This window comes from Pseudoalteromonas sp. MMG024, from assembly GCF_021654175.1.
In the GTDB taxonomy this organism is placed as follows: Bacteria; Pseudomonadota; Gammaproteobacteria; order Enterobacterales; family Alteromonadaceae; genus Pseudoalteromonas.
Window position 1 is genome coordinate 190,822 of the sequence record NZ_JAKFZO010000001.1, and the last position, 23,701, is coordinate 214,522.

Consider the following 23,701-nt stretch of genomic DNA (forward strand, 5'->3'; position numbering starts at 1 on the left):
TTGTGCGTGACAAACCCAGCAGGAACAAGGGCTTTTGCTTTTAATGAAGAAAAACTTAGTAATTGGTGGTGTGCGTTCTGGTAAATCCCGTTATGCCGAACAAACAGCGCAAGAATACGCAACTCAGCTCGCACTTCCGGTTGTTTATATTGCAACCGCTGAAGCATTTGATGATGAAATGAAAAGCCGTATTGAGCGCCACAAACACACGCGCCCTAAGCAGTGGCAAACCATTGAAAGCGGGCCAAACCTAGTTGATTCATTGAATGCAGTTGAAGAACCTTGCATTATATTGATTGATTGCTTAACAGTTTGGCTAAATAACTGTTTGTATTATAAACAAATTGATTGGCAAGAAGAAAAGCAGCGCTTTCTTGATTGGTTAGCGCAAACTAAGCATGCTGTGATTATGGTAAGTAATGAAGTGGGGTTTTCTATAACCCCCGATAATGCATTAGCGCGCCAATTTGCCGATGAACAAGGTTGGTTAAATCAAGATGTTGCGCGTATTGCAAGCACGGTTACGTTTACCATTGCAGGGATCCCTTATGATCTCAAACACGACTAACATCTACTTACTACGTCATGGATTGCCGGAGGGTGATAAGTGCTTACGTGGATTGACGGATTTTGCGATCACCGAACACGGGTTTTCACAAATGCAGCAGGCAAGCGATGGGCTAACTATCGATGCGGTTGTAAGTTCGCCACTTAAACGTTGTTGTCACTTTGCTAAAACGTATGCCGATGACAAAAACCTCAGTTTTGAAACGATGAGTGATTTTGCTGAAATGAACTTTGGCGATTGGGATGGCAAACCATTTAGCGAATTATTTGAGCATCACAACAGCCAAATTATGGCATTTTTTAAATCGCCATATTCGATATCACCGCCTAATGGTGAGACCATGGTGGCGTTTAATCAACGTGTAACCACAGCGTTTAAATTTGTCTGTCAGCAGTATCAAGGAAAGAATCTATTATTGGTAAGTCACGCTGGCGTGATGCGCGAAATTCTTCAGTTAGTACTCGGCGTACAACCATCCGATGCGCAGTTTCACCAATCCATTGATTTAGCCTACGCTTGTTTGTTAAAGATTAGCGTGATAAATGACAAGGGTGACTATTTTTACCGATTACATTTGTAGCGTTTACATTTGTTTATAGCAAATAAGCGGGTGTTTACCGTAAAAATGTGCAATTGCGGCTTTTATTCGCTACATTTGAGCAGTATTTTTTCGGAGAATAACAATAATGCAAAGATTTATCCCTTCTGCGTTAGTTGTTGCTATGTCACTTGGGCTGGCAGCTTGTAATAAACAAGCACCACAAGGTGAGCACGTTTCAATTAACAAAAACCCATACCCGAGTACTTATCAACCTTATGAAAGTACAGAGTTACTGATTAAGAATGCTACCGTATTAACAGGTACTGGCGAACGTCTTGATAATGCAGATGTACTGATTTTAAATGGCCAAATTTCAAAAGTAGGCGAAAATTTAAGTCATGTAAGTGCGCGCGTAATTGACGCTAACGGCAAGTGGGTTACTCCGGGTATTATTGATGTACACTCGCATTTAGGTGCATACCCAAGCCCGTCGGTTGAATCGCACCAAGACGGCAATGAAATGACTAGCCCGAATACTGCTTACGTATGGGTTGAACACTCAATCTGGCCACAAGATCCTGGTTTTAATACTGCCCGTGCTGGTGGTATTACATCACTGCAAATTTTACCAGGCTCAGCTAATTTATTTGGTGGTCGCGGTGTAACGCTTAAAAACGTGCCAGCGCACACCATGCAAGCAATGAAATTCCCAGATGCACCTTATGGTTTAAAAATGGCATGTGGTGAAAACCCGAAACGCGTATATGGTAGCCGCAAAGAGTCACCAGCAACACGTATGGGTAACATGGCTGGCTATCGCAGCGCATGGGCTGAAGCGACAGAATACAAACTTGCGTGGGAAAAATACGATCGCGAGCACAAGTTAGGTTTAACCGTTGATGCACCTGAGCGTGATATTAAACTAGATACATTACGTGGCGTTTTAGATGGCGAGTTCATGATCCATAACCACTGCTACAAAGCAGAAGAAATGGCGATGATGATTGACCTATCGAAAGAATTTGGTTACCACGCAGGTACTTTCCACCACGGTATTGAAGCATACAAAATTGCAGACTTACTAGCAGATAACGGCAGCTGTGCTGCACTTTGGCCGGATTGGTGGGGCTTTAAGATGGAAGCTTACGACATGGTGCAAGAAAACATTGCCATTGTTGATGCGGTTAAAAATTCATGTGCCATCGTTCACTCTGATTCAGACACAACAATTCAGCGTCTAAACCAAGAAGCGGCAAAAGTAATGTACCGTGCTAACGAAAACGGTTTTGATATTAAAGAAGAGCATGCAATTCGTTGGATCACGCAAAACGCTGCGAAATCGCTGGGTGTTGAAGATAAAGTGGGTAGCCTAGAAGCGGGCAAGCAAGCTGATGTTGTTATTTGGAATCAAAGTCCTTTTAGTGTTTATGCACAGGCAGAGCAAGTATTTATCGACGGCGCAAAAGTATATGACCGCAATGATGATAAATACCAAGCGAAAAGCGACTTTATGTTAGGTCAGCAATAAGGAATACAGTGATGAAATTATTTAAACAGACCTTACTTGCTGCAGCGGTGTTAAGTTCAGCAGGCGCAATGGCGCAAACAACTGCAATTATTAACGCACAAATCCATACTGCATCTGAGCAAGGTGTTATTAAAAACGGTAGTGTGATCATAGAAGACGGCAAAATCAAAGCCGTTACTACTGACGCAGCAACCGCAGATGTGATTATTGATGCACAAGGTAAAATTGTAACGCCTGGTTTTATTGGCAGCATGAACCAACTTGGTTTAGTGGAAGTTGGCGCCGTTGCTTCATCGCGTGATGGCAACGAGAAAAAAGGTGGTATTACCTTTGATCCATCACTTGCGTTTAACCCAAAATCAACACTCATTGCGTATGCACGTAAAGGCGGGATCACCCGTGATGTTATTGCGCCAAGTTGGGGTGAAAGTCCATTTGTTGGCTTAAGCTCAACGGTTAATTTAAGCGGCGAGTTTGGTACGAGTGTGGTTGATAGCCAAAATGCCATTATTGTTAATTTAGGCGGTACTAAAGATGGTTCACGTGCAGCGTCTTTAAGCGAATTCATCGATACGCTAGAAGAGCAGCAAACAAAAATTGCGAAAGCAAAAAAATCTGACAAAAAAGACGATAAAGCAGAGCCTTCTAAAAAAGAAAAGCTATTAACAGCGGCATTAAACGGTGAAAAACCTGTTGTTGTGCGTGTATCACGTGCACAAGACATGCTTGAGCTAATTAAAGTGAAAGCGCGCTTTGGTATCGATTTAGTGATTTCAGGCGCGGAAGATGCATTGCCAATCAAAGCAGAACTGGCGGCAGCTAAGGTACCTGTTATTTTAAGTGCGATGGCAAATTTACCGGGTGATTTTGATTCGTTAAATGCGTCACTTGAAACAGCAGGCGAGTTAGAAAAAGCCGGCGTGCTGGTGGCACTTACTATTGCAGGCGATAGCAGCCACAATGTGTATCAACTGCGTTATGACGCAGGTAATGCAATTGCCAATGGCATGAGCCGAGAAGGTGCACTGAAAGCGATTACGAGTAATGTTGCTGACATCTTTAATATTGAAGATGCAGGTAGCATTGAAGTTGGCAACGCTGCAGATTTAGCGGTATGGTCGGCAGACCCATTCGAGTTCAGCACTACACTTGAAAAGGTGATGATTAATGGTGTTGAAGTATCGACTGAGTCGCGTCACGATAAATTACGTGACCGCTATATGACTGAAACCAATATGCCACGAGCTTACACTAAGTAACTAAATTTATTGTTTAGTAATACTCAGTAAATACAAAAAAGGCGCCAATTGGCGCCTTTTTTACTTAAGCTTTATTATAAGTACGGTGCGTTAAGTCTATGTAGGCTGTAACAAATGCCGTTTCTTGAAACTTTTTAAGGCCAGTATCTTCAAAATCAATTGGTAACGGGTTTTTCTTCAGCTGTTCTTTCATTGCCGTTGGGTTAAGTAATACCACACGCATATCGTCAATCAATTGCAGTGCCGCTTCAATTTTAAAGCCTTGTGGGCTGCCCGCAAATTTACCTTTTTGTTGGCGCTCTTTGATAGCAATGCTATCAACTTGGTAATCTTGCATTAGTTTTGCAAAATCGAACTGAAATTTACGGATTTCTTCAGCATCATCGCTTTTTGGTAATACAAAACGTGTTTGGCGCACATCACGAATATCAAATACGTCGTTGTCTTTTGCTAATACACAAATTAAGGCTTCAGAGCCTTTAATTTCAACACCACATGTTCTCATTGGGGCATTCCTAACTAAAAATTTTCGCTAGTTTACCACAGGCCTTATAAATAACATTAGTGTGTTCAGATAAATTACGATGATTAAGGGCGTTGTTAGGAAAGAGTGATACAGACCATTGCATGGTCGGTTGTTACGTTGATTTCGTCTTGGCTGATGTGCTCGTCTTGCACCTTGAAATCGAGTGTATTCAAATTTAATTCGCTTAAAATCGACTCAGGGCAAACGATGTAGTCGAGCACACTGCCTTTGCCATAATAATAGTGAGTCGGTTTACGGGTTTGTAATTGGCTTAAATAAAAGCTGTCGAGTAGTTTTAAATCGCCATCAAGGTCTTGTTTAAATTCAGTTTCTTCGGTAAAAAATGCTAAGTTCGATTGCACCGCTTGTTGATTAAAATCTCCCATAATAAAACTGGGAAGCGGGTGTTTAAGTTGCTGACTAATAAAATCAAAATACAGAGCCATGGCTTCATCGGCACGTTGTTTATCAGATAGTATTCGGCCAATATGGGCAATCGCGACAGGCGAGATTTCGTCTGCGTTAGGCAGTTCGTCGGCGATATCCGTTGCGCGCTTTGATTTTAAATGTGTGCCGTATAACCGAATATGGCCATATTCAGGGTGAGTGATTTCACAATTAATAATTTCACGCGACAGCGCCGACATTTTTAAAAACGGCGGCACATCAATACGCCTGACACTGGTAATTGGAAATCGCGATGCAATTAAAACAATTGGACGTTTATATAAATAAGGATTGTGCTCATCAATCGCAGGTTCATCGCAAATAGCAAAGTGGGGAAGCCCACATTGAGCGATTAGTTCAGTTAATGCGCATACTGAGAATACTTCTTGAAAACAAATGACATCGGGGCGGGTCTTTAATAACAATTGACTCAGCCACGCTTCTTTTTGCTGCCATTGCGCTTTAGTGTAGGTCGATTCGAAGTCATAAAAGCTGTAAGGTGGCTTGCAGTAATTGCATAAATTTAGAGAGGCTATGGTAAGTGACATTGTCTTTACTTCGCTTGCTGATTACCCCTAAGTATGTGTGATTTGGAAAATTAGTCAATCGGCTCGGTTTCTCCTTGTAATTCAGAATTTGCTAGTTAAAATAACTGTTTTACTTTCATGAGCCGAGTATTTAAGTAACCACACTTATTGTAAAAGTGTTTTGAATGCTGGACTCACTTTATTAACTGCATGTGATGCATTGTAGGCATCACCACTGTAGCAAGGACAAAACATGCCAATTATTACTCTTCCAGATGGCTCACAACGAGCATTTGATAATCCTGTTTCTGTATTAGACGTTGCACTAAATATCGGCCCTGGTTTAGCCAAAGCAACCATTGCTGGTCGCATTAATGGCGAGCGCGTAGACGCATGCCAGTTAATCACCGAAGATAGCCAGTTGGAAATTATTACCGCAAAAGATGACGATGGTTTAGAAATTATCCGTCACTCATGTGCTCACCTTTTAGGTCATGCAATTAAGCAGCTTTACCCTGATGTTAAAATGGCGATTGGTCCGACAATCGACAATGGTTTCTACTACGACATCGATATGGAGCACTCATTAACAGCGGAAGATCTAGAAAAATTAGAAAAGCGCATGTTAGAACTTGCGAAAACAAATTACGACGTTGTTAAAAAAGTTGTTACTTGGCAAGAAGCACACGATGCATTTGAAGCGCGTGGCGAAACGTACAAGATGGAAATCTTAGACGAAAACATCAGCCGTGATGACACGCCGGGTCTATACCACCACGAAGAATACATTGATATGTGTCGTGGCCCACACGTGCCTAACATGAAGTTCTGTCAGCACTTTAAAATTATGAAAGTGGCAGGTGCTTACTGGCGTGGTGATTCAGACAACAAAATGCTACAACGTGTTTACGGCACAGCGTGGGCAGATAAAAAGCAATTAAAAGCGTATTTAAAGCGTCTCGAAGAAGCTGAAAAGCGTGATCACCGTAAAATTGGTAAAGCACTTGATTTATGGCACTGGCAAGAAGAAGCGCCAGGCATGGTGTTTTGGCACAATGACGGTTGGAGCATTTACCGCGAACTAGAAGACTTTGTGCGTGAAAAACTTCGTGAATATAAGTACGAAGAAGTAAAAGGCCCATTAATGATGGACCGTGTACTTTGGGAAAAATCAGGTCACTGGGATAAATATGGCGATGCGATGTTTACCACTGAATCTGAAAAGCGCGAATATGCAATTAAGCCAATGAACTGCCCAGGCCACGTTCAGATCTTTAACCAAGGCTTAAAATCATACCGTGATTTACCACTGCGTATGGCTGAATTTGGTTGTTGTCACCGTAACGAACCATCGGGTGCACTACACGGCCTAATGCGTGTACGTGGCTTTACACAAGACGATGCGCACGTATTCTGTACTGAAGAACAGGTAATGGAAGAAGTATCATCGTGTATCAAAATGGTATACGACACATATGAAACATTCGGCTTCGAAAAAATCGTGGTAAAACTATCAACGCGTCCGGAAAAGCGCATTGGTGAAGACGAAATGTGGGACAAGTCAGAAAAAGCACTGGCTGATGCACTTGATGCAAATGGTATTGCGTTTGAATACCTACCAGGTGAAGGTGCATTCTACGGTCCGAAAATTGAATTCACATTATACGACTGTTTAGAGCGTGCGTGGCAATGTGGTACGGTTCAGTTAGACTTTGCATTACCAGGTCGTTTAGGTGCAACATATGTTGCAGAAAATAACGAACGTAAAACGCCAGTAATGATCCACCGTGCGATTTTAGGTTCAATTGAGCGTTTCATTGGTATTTTAACTGAAGAATATGCGGGATTATTCCCAACTTGGTTGGCACCAAAACAGGTTGTGGTAATGAATATTACCGATAAACAGTCTGAATATGTGACAGAAGTTGTAGAAAAATTGAATAATCTTGGATTTAGAGCCTGTGCTGACTTGAGAAATGAGAAGATAGGCTTTAAAATTCGCGAGCATACTTTAAAACGTATTCCGTATTTACTAGTTGTTGGTGATAAAGAAGTAGAACAACAAGAACTAGCAGTTAGAACACGTACTGGAGAAGATCTTGGCAAGTTATCAGTTGATGACTTTATTGCTAAGCTTGCTGAAGAAGTTAAAAATAGAAAATAAAATAGTGCAAGGTGTGTATAAATAATGTACATTACGCACCTTGTTTTTAATCTTGGTATTTCGTGGAGGAACGAACCATTAGAGGCGGAAAAAAGGGCCCAGCGGCTCAAAAAAATCGTATCAACGAAGAAATTACAGCAAAAGAAGTCCGTTTAGTCGGCTTTGAAGGTGAACCGTTAGGCGTAGTTAGTCTGCAAGAAGCGTTTGATAAAGCAGATGCTGCCGGTGTTGATTTAGTTGAAATTAGCCCAAATGCAGAGCCACCTGTTTGTAAAGTGATGGATTTCGGTAAGTTCATCTTTGAAAAAAGCAAAGCACAAAAAGAACAGAAGAAAAAGCAGAAGCAGATCCAGATTAAGGAAATTAAATTCCGTCCAGGTACTGACATCGGTGATTATCAAGTTAAATTACGCAATTTAACTAAGTTCTTAGAAGCGGGCGATAAAGCAAAAGTTACTATTCGTTTCCGTGGTCGTGAAATGGCGCACCAAGAAATCGGTATTGATTTATTAAACCGCATTAAAGACGATTTACAAGACATCGCTCAAGTTGAGTCTTTCCCTAAAAAAGTGGAAGGCCGTCAAATGATTATGATGTTATCACCAATTGCTAAAAAGTAATGGTGAACAGATAAACTAGGTATAAAGTGGGGCTTTTAGCCTCCACCTTGTTTAGCCGGTTAAAGTGAACTTTGTTCCACCGGTAATTGGTAGTAAGTTAGGCCTGCAAAGTGAATGAAAATTCCGCCTACTTGCTGAATATTAAAGCAATATCAATTGGAGTTATTGCAATGGGCTATAAATTAAAAAGCCACAGAGGTGCTGCAAAGCGCTTCAAAAAGACTGCTTCAGGCGGTTTCAAGCGTAAACAAGCGCACTTACGTCACATTCTGACTAAGAAATCTTCTAAGCGTAAGCTTCACTTACGTCCTAAGGCTATGGTTCATAAGAACGATATCGGCCTTATCAACCGTATGTTACCATTCGCTTAATAGGGGTTTTTAGTCATGGCAAGAGTTAAACGCGGTGTTATCGCACGTGCACGTCACAAGAAAGTTTTAAAGCAAGCTAAAGGTTACTACGGAGCACGTTCACGTGTTTATCGCGTAGCGTTCCAAGCAGTAACTAAAGCAGGTCAATACGCTTACCGCGACCGTCGCGCTAAGAAACGTACTTTCCGTCAATTATGGATTGCACGTATCAACGCGGCTGCACGTCAGAACGGTCTATCTTACAGCCGTTTCATTAACGGTCTTAAGAAGTCATCTGTTGAAATCGATCGTAAGATCCTTGCAGATATCGCTGTATACGACCAAGTAGCTTTCGCAGCACTAGTTGCTAAAGCAAAAGAAGGTCTAGCTGCTTAATCTTTGATTAAAACGCTTTACAGATTTAAAGGGAGCTTTTGCTCCCTTTTTTAATGCTTAGTACATGATGAGGAATTGTTTTTAGCAATTCGTCCATGAAGCTGGGTTACATCGGTCATCCTTGACCTCACCTCATTGCACTGCAAGACGTAGGTTATTTCAGGCATCCTGCCTTACACCCTCTGGGCCAGTATCACTGTTCAATAATATTCCCGATATTATTGTGGTTACAATTCGCCTGACACCTGAACCTATCTCGACTTGGTTAAAATGCTGTCCATTAAGCGGGTTGATAAAATACGTTTTAAATAGCCAAATAAATAGGTAGGGAAGGTCACATAGTAACGTGGCTTTGCTCGTTTAGCTTCAATGGCATGCAGTAACTTGTTATAAACAGCTTCTGGACCAAGTGTAAAGGGTTGCGCTTTACCTTTTACTTCAAGGCGCGCTTGTTGTTTTAAATAGTTTTCATGGTGTGGGCTATTTTCAGCATCAATATTAGCACTAAAAAATGCGGCTAATGCATTGTCTCTAAATTTCGATTCAATTGGCCCTGGCTCAATTAAACTAACCTGAATATTGGTATCTGATAGCTCTTGGCGCAGTGTATCCGTTAAGCCTTCTAGTGCAAATTTACTGGCATTATAGGCACCACGATAGGGTAAAGTGACTAAACCTAACACAGACGAGTTTTGAATAATGCGGCCTTGGCCACGTTCACGCATATGCTTTATGGCTAGGCAAGTTAAATGGTGCCAACCGAATAAGTTTGTTTCAAATTGGGTTCTCAGTGCATGTGTTGGCAAGTCTTCTACTGCGCCCGGTTGGCCATATGCGCCGTTATTAAATAGTACGTCAATATGACCAAGAATATCGAGCGTTTGGCGATAACCACTCTCAATACTGGCTTCACTCGCAAGATCAAGCTGGACACTGTGAATACCTTCATGTTGTAGGCGCGCAACGTCGTCTAATTTACGGCAACTTGCGACGACCTTATAGCCACGTTCAACGAGCGCTTTTGCACAGTAATAGCCAATGCCGCTTGAACTACCTGTTATTAGTACTGTTTTAGTCATATGTTCTGATTTTAAAGAATAATTGGCCCTACCTTAACGCGTTCAATTGCAAATTCAAGTTAATTTGATTACCGTAAAGCCAAATTATTATAAAGAAATAACACGCATGTTTTTAAACGCTTTATTACTGACTGCGAGCCTTTCTGCAGTTGACCACTTACCGCCACTTACAGCGTGGCAAGGGCAAAGTGAACGCCTATTACAACCAACCAATCCGCTGGCAACACAATTTGAACGTTCAGGTGGTATGGAATCCCCAAACTATCACGATACCATGGTGTATCTCGATAAACTGGTTAAGGCAAATAGTAAGCAGTTTAAAATCGAGTCAATTGGTACCAGTGATGCTGGTCGCGCAATAAAAATGCTTATCGCCAGTGAGACAGGTCAAATCGATAAGAATAAAGCGACTATTTTGCTACAAGCGGGAATTCACTCTGGTGAAATAGATGGCAAAGATGCCACCTTTATGTTGCTTCGTGATATTGCTCAAGGGCAGCGAAATGATATTTTAAAACGCGTAAATTTACTGTTTATTCCTATTTTAAATGTCGATGGACATGAAAATGCGAGCCGCTTTAACCGCATTAATCAGCGTGGCCCTGAGGTAATGGGGTTTCGCACTAATGGTCGCAATTTAAACCTAAACCGTGATTACACAAAGCTTGAAACCCCTGGCGTTCAGGCGGTGATGCGCGTGATTAATCAATATCAACCTGATATGTATGTTGATATGCATGTAACCGATGGTGCGGATTATCAGTATGATATTACCTATGGCTCAACGCCTAGTTTCGCTTCAGACTCGCCGAAAATTGCGCAGTTTATTGCAGAAAAAATCAATCCGGTAATTGACGCTAAGCTGTCACGTTTTGGCCATATCCCAGGTCCACTGGTGTTTGTTATGAATAAGCGTGAAATGAGCGAAGGGTTAGCAGGTTGGGTTGCAACGCCGCGCTATTCTAATGGCTGGGGTGATATTACTAATTTACCAACCATTTTATTAGAGAATCATTCATTAAAACCATACAAACAACGTGTACTTGGCACTTATGTATTTTTAGATGGTGTGATTGACGCCGTTTCAAATAATTTGAGCAAGTTACGCCGCACTGTGAAAATTGAAAAAGACTTTATGCCGCGTGAATTAGTCGTTGCCCGTAGTTATAGCAAGGTGCCGGTAAATATTGACTTTTTGGGTATTGAATATGAAAAGTACTTCAGCGAATTAAGCGCTCAACAAGAAGTGCGTTACACCGGTAAGGCAAAAACTTACAAAGGGTTACCGGTTTTTTGGCGCAAAGAGGTAGTTGAAAAAGTGAAAGTGCCTGCCGCATATTATTTACCAAAAGCGTGGAGTAATATCGCAGCTAAATTACAGCAACATGGCATTAAGCTTGAGCGTGCCTATGGTGTTGTAAATAACTTAAAAGCAATTACGGTTACCGATCACACTTTTGCATCAACACCATTTGAAAGCCGATTGCAGGTATCCGGCCAATTTGAGTATTCAAATGCCGCTAAAGTTGATTTAAGTACGTATTACAAAATAAGCACTGCGCAACCAAATGGTAAATTGGCGGTACATTTACTGCAACCGGAAGCGGAAGACTCGTTCTTTAAGTGGGGCTTTTTTAATAGTATTTTTCAGCGCACTGAATATTCAGAAAACTATGCGTTATTGCCACTTGCAGAAAAAATGCTAGCAAATGACCCTGAATTAAAGCGCGCGTTTGACGAAAAGCTAAACAGCGATAGTGAGTTTAAAAACAGTGCGCAAAAACGCTTAGCGTGGCTGTATAGCAAAACCCCGTTTTACGATGGTGGGCACTTAAATTATCCCGTTTTAATTGAGTATGAGTGATTATGTTAGACGTTTTTACAAATCCTGTTACGCCGTTTGCACAAAATGCTAATTTATTAGTGTGTAAAACAACTAAACAAGCTGCGATTATTGATCCCGGTGGGGATATTGAAAAGTTAATCGCGGCAATTAATAGTGCAAATGCCTCACTAAAAGCGATTTTATTAACACATGGCCATTTAGATCATGTTGGTGCTGCGAAGCAATTGGCCGAAACCTATGATGTTGACATTGTTGGTCCCCATTTAGGCGATAAGTTTTGGCTAGACGCGCTGCCACGACAAAGTGAAATGTTTAACTTTCCGCTTGCTGAGGTGTTTACACCTAATACATGGCTAGCGGAAGGTGATACCTTTTCATTTGGTGAAATCACCCTAGAAGTGCGTTTTACCCCGGGACACACGCCAGGTCACGTTATTTTTATTGAACATGACTCTAAACGGATATTCGTTGGTGATGTTTTGTTTAACGGTTCGGTAGGGCGCACTGATTTTCCAGGTGGCAATGCACAGCAGCTAAAACAGTCGATAGAATCACAGATTTATTCGCTGCCAGAAGATTATACGGTTTACCCAGGTCATGGACCAACCACAACTGTAGGTCATGAAAAACGCACCAACCCATTTACCAGTGGTCGCTTTGGCTAAATTATTAATAAATCAGCAGACGCAAAGACTATTGTATAGTATTATTTAACCATTAATGTGTAAATTTAAGAATAAGCTATGTCATTAAACCAAGTAGATCGTCAAATACTCGCATTGATTCAAAAAGACGCGAGCTTATCAACGGCAGAGATTGCTGACAAAGTAGGACTATCACAGTCTCCTTGTTGGCGTCGTATTTCTCGTTTAGAACAAGAAGGATATATTAAAGGCAAGGTAGCAATTTTAGAGCCGAAAAAACTCGGTTTTGATATGTTGGTTTACGCGCATGTTCGCCTGTCGAGCCATGGTCGCACGCAGCTAGCTGAATTTGAAGAACTTATTCAAAGCTATGATGAAGTAACCGAGTGTTACACCATGGCGGGCACGATGGACTTTATGCTTCGTATTATTTCAAAAGGCATCGAAGGCTATGAGCAGTTTGTTCGTGATAAATTATTAAGTTTAGATTACGTTCAAGAAGTACACTCGAATGTAACCATGACCTGCGTAAAACGCTCAACTTCGTTACCGTTATAATTTCGACTTATTGAGCATTACAACGGTGCTCACAATTAACAAAATTTGTATTTAAACCGTCTTTAGGCGGTTTTTTTGTGAAATTTAATAAATTGTTATAAATCGTCGATTCTGCTAAACTTCGCGCCCTCAAAATAGACTAAAATAAACGCATTACAGCAAGTTTTGCTCAATGTTGTGCTACTCAATGGGAGATCCATGTTTAACTTATTATCTAGAGCCCCTAAATCGGCAAAGAACGATATTCTGTCTGGTTTAACCGTCGCACTAGCCCTTGTGCCAGAAGCGGTGGCTTTCGCATTTGTTGCGCACGTAGAACCTTTGGTTGGCTTGTATGCAGCATTTATTGTTGGTCTAATTACTGCTGTATTTGGTGGTCGCCCAGGTATGATTTCAGGTGCAACCGGTGCACTTGCAGTGGTTATGGTGAGCCTAGTTGTCACCCACGGTGTTGAATACTTATTTGCAACAGTACTCTTGATGGGTATTTTACAAATACTTGCGGGTGTGCTGAAGCTTGGTAAGTTTATCCGTATGGTGCCGCACCCAGTAATGCTCGGGTTTGTTAATGGTTTGGCTATTGTGATTTTCTTAGCGCAGCTTGGGCAATTTAAAGCGCCTGATGCAAATGGCGAAATGCAATGGATGACAGGTGAGCCAATGTTTATTATGGCAGGCCTTGTTGCGTTAACTATGGCGATTATTCATTTCTTACCAAAACTCACATCTGCGATACCTTCGTCACTTGTGGCGATTGTTGTAGTAACTGGTTTGGTGCTTGGTTTAGATTTAGAAGCACGTACGGTTGTTGATTTCTTAAAAGATATGACAGGTGACGTAAACGCTACGATGGCAGGCGGCTTACCTGAATTCCATATCCCGAACGTACCTATGACACTTGAAACCCTGTGGATTATTTTACCGTACGCCTTAGTACTTGCGGCAATTGGTCTAATTGAGTCGTTATTAACGCTGACCTTAATTGACGAAATCACTGAAACACGTGGTAACGGTAACCAAGAATGTATTGGCCAAGGTGCGGCAAACGTAACATGTGGTTTCTTTGGTGCGATGGGGGGCTGTGCAATGATTGGTCAATCAATGATCAACATTAACTCAGGCGGTCGCTCACGTCTTTCAGGTATTACAGCGGCAGTTATGTTACTGATGTTTATTTTGTTTGCAGCCAGCCTAATTGAAATGATCCCGCTTGCAGCGCTTGTAGGCGTAATGTTTATGGTAGTACTTGGCACATTTGAGTGGTCAAGCTTCCGTATTATGAAAAAGGTGCCTAAGACAGACGCGTTTGTGATTGTGTTAGTATCGGGTGTTACGGTAGTAACAGATCTTGCCGTAGCGGTATGTGTAGGTGTTATTGTGTCTGCATTAGTGTTTGCTTGGGAGCACGCAAAACATATTTACACGACGTCTTACATCGATGAAAACGGCTCAAAAGTATATGAATTACACGGTCCGGTATTCTTTGGCTCAGTTAAAAACTTCTTAGAGCTATTTGATGTTAAAAATGACCCAGCGGATGTGATTGTTGAGTTTAAACACAGCCGTGTTGCCGATCACAGTGCCATTGAAGCAATCGACAATCTTGCTGAACGTTACACTAAGCAAGGTAAAAAACTTCACTTGCGTCATGTTTCTAAAGACTGTCAGAAGTTATTGTCTCGTGCAAAAGACTTAGTCGAGGTGAACGTAATAGAAGATCCAACCTATAAAGTTGCGTCTGATAAATTAGGTTAATTTAGAAACCCTAGGGTCTGTTGACCTTTGCTGTTCTATTTTTGTTCTTTTTGAGCGTACTTTTATCGCGGCGCTCGATGTGTGGCTTAGCAATCTAAGCGAATATCGAGCAAAGCTTCCGCGTCCTGCTCACGCCCCTTACCTACTTCCGTGTAGGCAACAATGAGAAAAGTGAGCTCAAAAGAACCGTTCGGCAGCGATTGATTGGGTTTTCTACTGTGTTATCGGCTGGCTCACATAGACTAACTATGCCACGCAGCCTCTGCCTTGTATAAACCCCAATCAAACTGCGCAAAAACGAACTTGAAAGGTCAACAGACCCTTGAAAGCTGGCTTCTGCCAGCTTTTTTTATGGCAAATTGCAACTGGCTTGCGATGAGTTGCATGGAAAGCAAGGTAGCTGTCAGTGCCTTTCTGGCCCACATTCTTATAATAAGAGATACCAAGGATACATGAATTTAAGAATTTTGAACTGGCAAAGACTAGTAGAAGACAGACAAAAGTTTTTTTGGGTATTACAAATAGCCGGTTGGATTGGTTATGCCCTAGTAAACTATATTGGCTCACGCGTTTTCGAAATGCGCGACATCTACGTATTTGTTATCGTGCTAAATGCCTATGCAGGATGCTTGTTAACAATCCCTCTGCGTTATTTATATCGTAAGATTTGGAATGCCAAGCCGCTATTTTTAATTTTTGTGGTATTTGTTGCCTCGTATATTGTCGGTACATCTTGGTCAGTTATTCAAAAATTTAACTTGTGGGAAATTTATCGCCATGGCTATCGCCCTGATGAGTGGTTTTACTATTTCAAACAAGGCTTAGATTCAGTTTATATTGTGCTGTGTTGGAGTGGTTTGTATTTTGGTATTAAATACTATCAACTACTGCAAGGCGAAAAACAAAAGGCTTTAAAAGCCAATACCATGGCACATGAAGCGCAATTAAAAATGTTGCGTTATCAACTAAATCCGCATTTCTTATTTAATACGCTTAACGCAATTTCGACGTTGATTTTGGTAGAAGAAAATAAAAACGCTAACCAAATGGTCTCTAAGTTAAGTGAGTTTTTACGTTATACCTTAAACACCGATCCGATTAAACGCGTGCCTTTTGAACAAGAACTACATGTTTTAGGGCTATACCTTGATATTGAGAAAGTACGCTTTGACGACCGCTTAAGCATTGAAATTGATGTAAGCGAGGAAGCAAAACATGCGCTGGTACCCAGTATGATTTTGCAGCCCTTGATTGAAAACTCAATTAAGTACGCCATTGCCAATTTAGAAAGTGGCGGTGCGATAGCAATCAAGGCACAGGTGTTTGCTAACGAATTATTATTAGAAGTATCCGATAACGGTCCTGGTACGGATATCAGTGAGGGTGAATTAGTGAAAAGTTCAGGCGTCGGGCTTGCAAATACGCAAGATCGCTTAAAGACGCTTTACGAACATAACTATTCATTTGTATTATCTAACAATCAGCCGCAAGGTCTTGTTGTTAATATACGTATACCGTTTGAAAAAGGATAACCATGAACACAATAAAAACACTTATTGTTGATGACGAACCTCTCGCACGAAAGGGGTTATCAATAAGGTTAAGAGATTTCCCACAAATTGAAGTAGTGGGCCTTTGTAAAAACGGTGAAGAAGCGTTGGCGGAATGTAAACGTCAGCAAGTAGATCTAATGTTTTTAGATATACAAATGCCTGGGTTGTCGGGGTTAGAAGTTGTAAAACAACTGTCTGAATCGGCGTTAGGGATCCCAGCAATTGTATTTGTTACTGCATTTGACCAATACGCAGTGAAAGCATTTGAAATTCACGCATTAGACTACCTTCTTAAACCAGTAGACGACAACAGATTGAAGAAGGCGGTAGAAAAAGTGCAAACATATTTAAAATCACAAGAAGATACAAGCCATAAACGTAAACTTGCTAGCTTTGTAGCGGGTATTACGGGTAACAACTGTGAAGAAATTCTTAAAAAGCTTGCTGCTGGCGATAAACTAGAAGAAACCCGTTTCCCAGAGTCCATAGCGGTAAAAGAGCAGGGTGAAATTGTTCGTGTGCAGGTGAGCAGTATTCAATGGGTTGACGCCGCAGGCGACTACATGTGTTTACACTGTGCTGATGGTAAAACACATATTTTACGCAAAACCATGAAAGAGCTGGAAGCCGAACTTGATCCAAAAGAGTTCGTGCGCGTACACCGTAGCGCCATTGTAAATAGCAAACAAATCAATAAGTTAGTAACACAAGTGAGTGGCGAATACTTACTGGTACTAGAAAACGGCCAAGAATTAAAAGTAAGCCGCAGCTACCGCGATAAAGTAAAAGCCGCATTAGCGAGCTAAGTTGAAAAATCGCAAGTATAAAGTATCTGGTGCTCATATCGAGCAACAGATACTTTATTTAAGGCGTGTTGCCTCATTTTCACTGTGGCAATTTAATCGCGGTTCTTATATTTCACTTCTCAACGGCTAATTGCCAATAGCCAAATTATTCGAAATTGAGCACACCACGACCACGCCGCCCTTTTTGTAAAAATCGTAAAATAGCACTTTGGTAGTCTTCGAATAGAAACTCACTATCAACACAGGTTTTCATTTCTCCTTGCGCGACCCAATTTACGATCTGTGTTAATTTTGCGCTATCACCTTTATCCACGTACAAGTATTTGATTTTTTGCTTTCTAAATGCATTCATAACAAAACTTAAAAAGTGTTTATTAGGCTCAGCAGGTATAAAAACCCCGTCACTCACTAGCAGGTGTTTTACTTGTTTATATAATTTTGTATTGGATAAATCTAAAACAACGTCGTACTCGTCTGTTAAAGATTCTAAAGGGCTCGCGTGATAGTCGATTACATCATCGGCGCCAAGTGATTTTAAAAATTGCAGATGATCATCACGTGTAAGCCCTGTGACGTGTGCACCGGCGCGCTTAGCAATTTGAATTGCGTATACACCAAGTCCGCCTGATGCACCGATTATAAGCACTTTGCTGTTACTGGTGAGCTTAGCTAACTCGTTAAGCGCAACATAACTTGTTAGCGCACCAAGCGGTAGGGCAGCTGCGTGTGAAAACGATAAGTTCGCGGGTATTTTTGCAATGTATTGCTCGCTTATGCTAACAAATTCTTGGTGGGTTTTATCGCTTTTTAGCAGATTGACGTAACCAAAAACCCTGTCGCCTTTTTTAAATGTTTGATCATCCGTTGCCACTAGGCCTGAAAACTCGATACCTGTTTTAACTGTGTAGTTATTTCTTGCCAATTTAAGAAATAAATCATACTTACCTTTCGCAAACTCTAAATCGATTAAATTAATCGTTGTGCTTTTAACTTGAACTAGTACTTCACCTTCACCAACCTGTGGCATGTTCAAATCGCGTTTAATCACTAATTGCCTATTTTCAACGACAAGTCCTTTCATACTTCACCTTATATAATTATTAGTTCACTCGACCTGTTGTTGCATTTGGTCAATCGACCTAAAATGTCAATGGTTGGTGTATTTAAAATTTTAACGTTGGTCGATATTCCGTAATGACTAAACAAAACGATAAGAATAAAAAGATATTGCAGGTGGCGACTCAGCTATTAAAAAGTGAAGGTGACATGGGCTTGACGATGCGCAAAGTAGCAACATCAGCAGGTATGTCGCTTAGTAACGTACAATATTATTACACCAACAAAAACGTCTTGCTTCAGGCAATAGCAGATCAATATTTTGATGATTGCGTGACACAGTTAAAGCAACAAACTCCGCTTGAGAACTTTGAGCAGTTGCATTTGTTAATTACATCTCAGCTTAATTATGCTCGAGAAGTATCGGATATGTGTCGAATATTTAGAGAGTATTGGGCGATTTCAACACGAAATGACGATATAAATGAATATTTACGCCGCCACTATGAAACGGTGTTTACGGTTATATGCGATGTGCTAAGGCCGTTAAGTCGTGATGATTACACGCTTAAAACATCAGCAGCACTGCTTGTGTCATTTGTCGAAGGTTATTCAATAACAGGTAAGTTTATGCCTGTTGAGAGTGAGCGTATCGCAAGTACCTTGCTAGAGGCTGTGCGTGGCAGTTTAACTAAGTAATAAGGCTTGTCGCCCAGTAATTAAAGTGGTTACTGGGCGCGGACTTGGTAGGGCAAAGCTAATCGGCTTTAATCTAAATTAAAGTTCAACTGGTTTAGGCGCCTAATAATTTTTTGATTATAGGTATTGCTATAACTGGTTGCACTGAAGGCAGTTTCGGTGGCTGTGTTATTTAGCATGCCAACCATAATGTTGCTTTTATTCTCTTTTATCGCTTCAACCGCAGCGACGCCTAGCTGAGTCGCGAGTACTCTGTCAGGCGCAACAGGGCTGCCACCACGTTGAATATACCCTAAAATTGCCGCCTTGCTGTCTACACCGGTATAGCGTTCGATTTTCTTACTCAAGTCATGCGCACTAAAGCTAAGCGAATTTTCCGCCATAACAATAATGTAGCTGTCGGTCCGATGGTTGCGAATGGCTTTATTGATGTTGACGAGGAGGTTATCAATAAACTGAACTTCATCTTCAATAATTTCTTTGCAAACAATATGTTCGGCACCAGAACCTATGGCGGACTCAACCGCTAAAAATCCACAGTTTCGGCCCATTACTTCAACAATAAAAATACGCTCAAACGCGTTAGCGGTATCGCGAATTTTATCTATGCTGTCGAGTGCGGTTTCTACTGCGGTCCAAAATCCAATTGTTTGATCAGTACCGTTAATATCGTTATCTATGGTGCCTGGAATACCAATGATATTACCTTGCCACAGTTCGCTAATGGCTAAACAGCCTTTAAAACTGCCATCACCACCAATCACGATTAATGCGTCGATGTTATTGTTGTCTAATGTCTCAACCACACTTTTAGGGCCGTGACTTTCAAGCATTTCAGGGCAGCGCGCTGACTTTAAAATGGTGCCACCTTTACGAATAATATCGTCGACTTTATGGCAATCAAGGGTAATAAAATGGTTGTCAATTAACCCGTTATAACCGCCGATAAAACCGAGTACCTGATACTGATATTTTTCAGCTTGCAGTGTTACGGCGCGAATTGCGGCATTCATGCCAGGCGCATCGCCGCCAGAAGTAATTAACGCAATTTTTTTAGACATAGTAACGCGAGCCATATTGAGGGCTGATAAGCCAATACTAGTAAAAAATAGCATTAAATTAAATAGTTGTTTGATATGAAAAAGAAAAAAGGAAGCCGACGCTTCCTTTTTTTAAAGAGATAAGTAGCAAATTGATTAGAGTTGTATAACGTTCACGTCTTGTTCGTCAATTTCTAACCCAACAGGTAGCGCAGGTACATCAGGTTTATCAAGCGCGATATCACCTTCATCAATGTGCGAATCTTTATTTAACTCAGCAAAATTAAAAATTGATGGGTCCGCTAAATGCGATGGCACCACGTTTTGCATTGATGTGAAAATCGTTTCTACACGGCCTGGGTGGGTTTTATCCCATTCATTGAGCATTGCTTTAATATGCTTACGTTGCAAGTTCTCTTGCGAACCACATAAGTTACACGGAATAATTGGAAACTCTCTTGCTTCAGCGTATTTTACAATATCTTTTTCTTTACAGTAGGCAAGTGGGCGAATAACCATGTGCTGACCATCATCGCTTAATAATTTTGCTGGCATGCCTTTCAATTTGCCACCATAAAACATATTTAAGAACATGGTTTCAATCATGTCATCACGGTGGTGACCGAGTGCGATTTTAGTTGCGCCCATTTCTTTTGCTGTACGGTACAAAATACCGCGACGTAAGCGTGAGCACAGTGAGCAGGTGGTTTTACCTTCTGGAATTTTATCTTTTACGATGCTGTAGGTATCTTCTTCTACGATTTTATACTCAATGCCCAGAGACTCCAGGTATTCAGGTAAAATATGCTCAGGGAAACCAGGTTGCTTTTGATCTAGGTTGATTGCAAATAGCTCAAAGTTAACCGGCGCAGAGCGTTGCAAGTTTTGCAGAATGTCAAGCAGCGTATAGCTGTCTTTACCGCCTGATAAGCACACCATTATGCGGTCGCCTTCTTCAATCATATTGAAGTCTGCAATTGCTTGACCAGTAAAACGACGAAGTCGTTTCTGTAACTTATTAAGGTTATATTTCGCTTTAGCTTCTGCTGAATGCGACATACAAATACGCCCCTAGAACAAATAAAGGGGCGTATTATAGGTGAAAATATTAATGAGGTTAAGACTTATCTAAAGGGCTTTTATAACCTTGTGGTTTTAAGGCTAATACATCGCAATTTAAACTATCAATTACATGTTCAGCGGTGTTACCAATAAGCGCTGCACTAATGCCAGTGCGCCCAACGGTGCCCATTACAACCAGTTCTGCATCTAATTGGTTTGCTACTTGTGGCAGTACATCTTCAGGTAAGCCTTCGTTAATATAGCAATGACTAGGCTCGACTTGATATTGCTCTGCAAGTTTATGGGTAGTTGCAACATGATGTGCTTTTACTGACTCTGCGTATTGACCCGCGTCGAACTCTGGAATTTCGATTGCAATATTAACCGGCGTACCTGGATAGGCATTGACTAAGTTAAGATTACCATCAATTAAATCAGCCAGATAAGCGGCTTCTTTCATAATTGTATGGTTAAGCGCTTGATGGGTTTCTTCTTCGCTTGATGCATTAACGGCCGCTAAAATTTGTCCGCCTGCTGGCCAATCATGCTCTTTTACGAGTAACAAAGGCACCGGGCATTTTCGAATTAGGTGCCAGTCGGTCGGCGTGAAAATAACCGATTTAAGCGTATCATGCTGATGCGTGCCTTTTACAACCATGTCATAGTTTTGCTCAAGCACCGCTTCAATAATGGATTCGAAAGGACGGTTATGCCAAACCACTTGGCAATCCACTTTTATGTCACCGCCATGCTGGTTAATTAAAGATGTGATCCATTCTTTTCTGTCGTTGATAACCGCGTCGCGCATGGCATCGCGCTCTTCACGACTGAGCATAGTTGTCATTTCATATGAAAAGTCGTAAATAGACAAAAAGGCAGTAATTTGAGCGCCCGACTTCCTTGCCAACTCGAATGAGCGGTTTAGCGCGATTTGCTTATCTTTACTTGGGTCGATAACCGCAAGAATTTTTTTGATGGTATTCATAAAAACCTCCCAAATTATAAATTCAGTGTACTGGATCTATACTAATTTGAAAGGTTTCTAATAGATTATTTTGTTTTAGATCAAGACTTAATAGAAGCGACTTTGAATAATTCGTCAGCATCTAAAATGGTGATGAACTTACCTTCAACTTTGATGATCTCGGCTTTTTGGAAGCGGCTTAATAAACGGCTGATAGTTTCAACGGTTAGGCCAAGGTAATTACCAATTTCACCACGGGTCATGGTTAAACGGAATTCTTTTTTACTAAAACCACGCTCACCAAAACGGGTAGAAAGATTAGCTAAAAACGCTGCTAGGCGCTCTTCAGCAGTTTTTTTGTTAAGCATCAGAAGCATTTCTTGGTCGTAATTGATTTCATTGCTCATCATACGCATCACTTGGTGACGTAATTTAGGCAATTTACCCGAAAGGTCATCTAATGTAGTGAATGGAATTTCACATACCATAGCTGTTTCCATCGCTTGTGCGTAGCTTTTATGGCTCATCGTACTAATGCCATCAAAGCCAACAATGTCGCCCGCTAAATGAAAGCCAGTGATTTGCTCTTCACCACTTTCAGTTAGGGTATATGATTTAAACGAGCCCGAACGCACAGCGTAAATAGAACGAAGTGGTTGTCCGGCTTCAAATAAGTAATCACCTTTATGAAGCGGTTTCTTTCGCTCGATGATGTCATCTAATTTACCCATTTCTTCCGCGTTAAGAGAAACCGGAATACACAGCTGACTGATACTACAATCCTGACACTTAATCGCGCAGTTTTTCGATACTGATTTTTTGTTCAATTCCATGACACACCTAGAGAAAAGGAAATACCAGAATAATTTATACTAAAACCTTATAGTAACGCAATTATCAAAAGGTATAAACCGTAGAAAATGAAGATGTTACCAAACACCATACGCATCATCGTATGATTAAGTATTTGCTTAAATTTTTCTGCCGCAAATGCCAGGCCAACCATGGCTGGTAACGTGCCAATGGCAAACAACAACATAAAGGTTGCGCCTTGCACTGCTGATTGGGTTGATACAGCAAAAAGCAGGGCAGAATAGACTAAGCCACAAGGCAACCAGCCCCACAACATGCCATAAGCGAGTGCTTTTGATTTTGTGTTAATTGGTAATAAACGTTTGTTTAGCTTTACTAAATGTTGCCAGATAGCGACTTTACCAAAACTTTCAATCCAATTAAGCGAAAACGTAAGACGCATAATATATAGCCCAACCAAAATCATAAACACACCGCTTAATATTGATAAAGCATATGAAAATGTGGTTGATTGCGAAGCAAACTGCTGACTAATGCCTGCGGCCAGTGCACCGGCGATGCAATAGCTTAGTACGCGGCCTAAATTATAGAGTAGGGTATAGCGTTTTATTTGTGCTTTGTCTTTAACGGCAAGCGTTAATGATGACGCAACACCGCCACACATTGCTAAGCAGTGCCCGCTGCCTAACAACCCCATAACAAGCGCTGATATTAAGTGACTAGTTGTCATTACTTTTGTTGTGCTGCTCTTTATCGTCTTCGAATAATATGCTGTGTGCTTGTTTATCAAGATTATTAAACTGCTCACTGCGAACAGCCCAAAAGAACACGCCAATTGCGACAATTACCAACAAAATAGCGATGGGAATTAATACATAAATAATGCTCACAGTTACGTGC

Annotated in this window: 25 protein-coding genes; 15 read left to right on the forward strand and 10 right to left on the reverse strand. The window is 41.1% G+C overall.

The genetic code is table 11. The features are described 5' to 3' along the window. Positions 1-43: 43 nt before the first annotated feature. From cobU to L1068_RS00875, 4 genes are all read left to right on the forward strand, one after another. Complete coding sequence (gene cobU, locus L1068_RS00860) at positions 44-568, forward strand: bifunctional adenosylcobinamide kinase/adenosylcobinamide-phosphate guanylyltransferase (protein WP_237128656.1); 525 nt, start codon at positions 44-46, stop codon at positions 566-568. Then, positions 549-1,148: a histidine phosphatase family protein gene (locus L1068_RS00865; protein WP_237128657.1), complete on the forward strand. Its 600-nt coding sequence runs from the start codon at positions 549-551 to the stop codon at positions 1,146-1,148. Before cobU ends, L1068_RS00865 begins: the two co-directional genes overlap by 20 nt. A 106-nt stretch (positions 1,149-1,254) precedes the next feature. Then, complete coding sequence (locus L1068_RS00870) at positions 1,255-2,637, forward strand: amidohydrolase (protein ID WP_237128658.1); 1,383 nt, start codon at positions 1,255-1,257, stop codon at positions 2,635-2,637. 11 nt (positions 2,638-2,648) lie between these two features. Next, a complete protein-coding gene (locus L1068_RS00875; protein ID WP_237128659.1) occupies positions 2,649-3,896 on the forward strand; it encodes an amidohydrolase family protein in 1,248 nt (415 codons plus the stop codon). A gap of 64 nt (positions 3,897-3,960) precedes the next feature. Here the strand turns inward: L1068_RS00875 and L1068_RS00880 are convergent, their stop codons facing one another. Both L1068_RS00880 and L1068_RS00885 read right to left on the reverse strand, forming a co-directional pair. Further along, positions 3,961-4,401 carry a DUF3010 family protein gene (locus L1068_RS00880; RefSeq protein ID WP_105171482.1) on the reverse strand — a complete coding sequence of 147 codons (441 nt, stop codon included), beginning with the start codon at positions 4,399-4,401 and terminating at the stop codon, positions 3,961-3,963. A 95-nt stretch (positions 4,402-4,496) separates the two neighbouring features. After that, positions 4,497-5,417, reverse strand: a complete 921-nt coding sequence (locus L1068_RS00885) for an endonuclease/exonuclease/phosphatase family protein (RefSeq protein WP_237128660.1) — start codon at positions 5,415-5,417, stop codon at positions 4,497-4,499. A gap of 232 nt (positions 5,418-5,649) precedes the next feature. On the opposite strand from L1068_RS00885, the gene thrS reads away from it, so the two are divergent. The 4 genes from thrS to rplT all read left to right on the forward strand — a co-directional run bounded on the left by thrS (position 5,650) and on the right by rplT (position 8,926). Beyond that, a complete protein-coding gene (gene thrS / locus L1068_RS00890; protein ID WP_237128661.1) occupies positions 5,650-7,560 on the forward strand; it encodes a threonine--tRNA ligase in 1,911 nt (636 codons plus the stop codon). Positions 7,561-7,622: 62 nt separating this feature from the next. Beyond that, entirely contained in the window at positions 7,623-8,180 is a 558-nt protein-coding gene (infC, locus tag L1068_RS00895) for a translation initiation factor IF-3 (RefSeq protein ID WP_010560235.1), read from the forward strand. 170 nt (positions 8,181-8,350) lie between these two features. Next, positions 8,351-8,551: a 50S ribosomal protein L35 gene (rpmI, locus tag L1068_RS00900; RefSeq protein WP_010560234.1), complete on the forward strand. Its 201-nt coding sequence runs from the start codon at positions 8,351-8,353 to the stop codon at positions 8,549-8,551. A gap of 15 nt (positions 8,552-8,566) precedes the next feature. After that, entirely contained in the window at positions 8,567-8,926 is a 360-nt protein-coding gene (gene rplT / locus L1068_RS00905) for a 50S ribosomal protein L20 (RefSeq protein WP_010387194.1), read from the forward strand. A 251-nt stretch (positions 8,927-9,177) separates the two neighbouring features. On the opposite strand, the gene L1068_RS00910 is transcribed toward rplT, so the two are convergent. Beyond that, a complete protein-coding gene (locus L1068_RS00910; RefSeq protein WP_237128662.1) occupies positions 9,178-10,005 on the reverse strand; it encodes an SDR family oxidoreductase in 828 nt (275 codons plus the stop codon). Between the two features lie 106 nt (positions 10,006-10,111). Here L1068_RS00910 and L1068_RS00915 point away from each other — a divergent pair, with 106 nt between their 5' ends. From L1068_RS00915 to L1068_RS00940, 6 genes are all read left to right on the forward strand, one after another. Next, a complete protein-coding gene (locus tag L1068_RS00915; RefSeq protein ID WP_237128663.1) occupies positions 10,112-11,869 on the forward strand; it encodes a M14 family metallopeptidase in 1,758 nt (585 codons plus the stop codon). A 2-nt stretch (positions 11,870-11,871) separates the two neighbouring features. Continuing rightward, complete coding sequence (locus L1068_RS00920) at positions 11,872-12,516, forward strand: MBL fold metallo-hydrolase (RefSeq protein WP_237128664.1); 645 nt, start codon at positions 11,872-11,874, stop codon at positions 12,514-12,516. 78 nt (positions 12,517-12,594) lie between these two features. After that, positions 12,595-13,053, forward strand: a complete 459-nt coding sequence (locus L1068_RS00925; RefSeq protein WP_054980111.1) for an Lrp/AsnC family transcriptional regulator — start codon at positions 12,595-12,597, stop codon at positions 13,051-13,053. 198 nt (positions 13,054-13,251) lie between these two features. After that, on the forward strand, positions 13,252-14,808 hold the full coding sequence (locus L1068_RS00930) for a SulP family inorganic anion transporter (protein ID WP_237128665.1): 1,557 nt from the start codon (positions 13,252-13,254) through the stop codon (positions 14,806-14,808). A gap of 467 nt (positions 14,809-15,275) precedes the next feature. Beyond that, complete coding sequence (locus L1068_RS00935; protein WP_054980152.1) at positions 15,276-16,340, forward strand: histidine kinase; 1,065 nt, start codon at positions 15,276-15,278, stop codon at positions 16,338-16,340. 2 nt (positions 16,341-16,342) lie between these two features. Beyond that, positions 16,343-17,167, forward strand: a complete 825-nt coding sequence (locus tag L1068_RS00940) for a LytTR family DNA-binding domain-containing protein (protein WP_010560227.1) — start codon at positions 16,343-16,345, stop codon at positions 17,165-17,167. A 145-nt stretch (positions 17,168-17,312) separates the two neighbouring features. Here the strand turns inward: L1068_RS00940 and L1068_RS00945 are convergent, their stop codons facing one another. Then, a complete protein-coding gene (locus L1068_RS00945; protein WP_237128666.1) occupies positions 17,313-18,248 on the reverse strand; it encodes an NAD(P)-dependent alcohol dehydrogenase in 936 nt (311 codons plus the stop codon). Between the two features lie 113 nt (positions 18,249-18,361). Here L1068_RS00945 and L1068_RS00950 point away from each other — a divergent pair, with 113 nt between their 5' ends. Beyond that, positions 18,362-18,922: a TetR/AcrR family transcriptional regulator gene (locus tag L1068_RS00950; protein WP_237128667.1), complete on the forward strand. Its 561-nt coding sequence runs from the start codon at positions 18,362-18,364 to the stop codon at positions 18,920-18,922. A gap of 68 nt (positions 18,923-18,990) precedes the next feature. Here the strand turns inward: L1068_RS00950 and L1068_RS00955 are convergent, their stop codons facing one another. From L1068_RS00955 to ccoS, 6 genes are all read right to left on the reverse strand, one after another. After that, entirely contained in the window at positions 18,991-19,983 is a 993-nt protein-coding gene (locus L1068_RS00955; protein WP_237128668.1) for an ATP-dependent 6-phosphofructokinase, read from the reverse strand. 135 nt (positions 19,984-20,118) lie between these two features. Then, the gene (gene ttcA / locus L1068_RS00960) at positions 20,119-21,021 is read right to left on the reverse strand and encodes a tRNA 2-thiocytidine(32) synthetase TtcA (protein ID WP_237128669.1); all 903 of its coding nucleotides are present in this window, start codon (positions 21,019-21,021) and stop codon (positions 20,119-20,121) included. 58 nt (positions 21,022-21,079) lie between these two features. Beyond that, positions 21,080-22,009, reverse strand: coding sequence for a universal stress protein UspE (uspE, locus tag L1068_RS00965; RefSeq protein ID WP_054980106.1), 930 nt, complete (start codon positions 22,007-22,009; stop codon positions 21,080-21,082). An 80-nt stretch (positions 22,010-22,089) separates the two neighbouring features. Continuing rightward, positions 22,090-22,821 carry an FNR family transcription factor gene (locus L1068_RS00970; protein ID WP_010560221.1) on the reverse strand — a complete coding sequence of 244 codons (732 nt, stop codon included), beginning with the start codon at positions 22,819-22,821 and terminating at the stop codon, positions 22,090-22,092. A 47-nt stretch (positions 22,822-22,868) separates the two neighbouring features. Then, positions 22,869-23,531, reverse strand: coding sequence for a sulfite exporter TauE/SafE family protein (locus tag L1068_RS00975; protein ID WP_237128670.1), 663 nt, complete (start codon positions 23,529-23,531; stop codon positions 22,869-22,871). After that, positions 23,521-23,691 carry a cbb3-type cytochrome oxidase assembly protein CcoS gene (gene ccoS, locus L1068_RS00980; protein ID WP_010560219.1) on the reverse strand — a complete coding sequence of 57 codons (171 nt, stop codon included), beginning with the start codon at positions 23,689-23,691 and terminating at the stop codon, positions 23,521-23,523. Before ccoS ends, L1068_RS00975 begins: the two co-directional genes overlap by 11 nt. Positions 23,692-23,701: the final 10 nt, after the last annotated feature.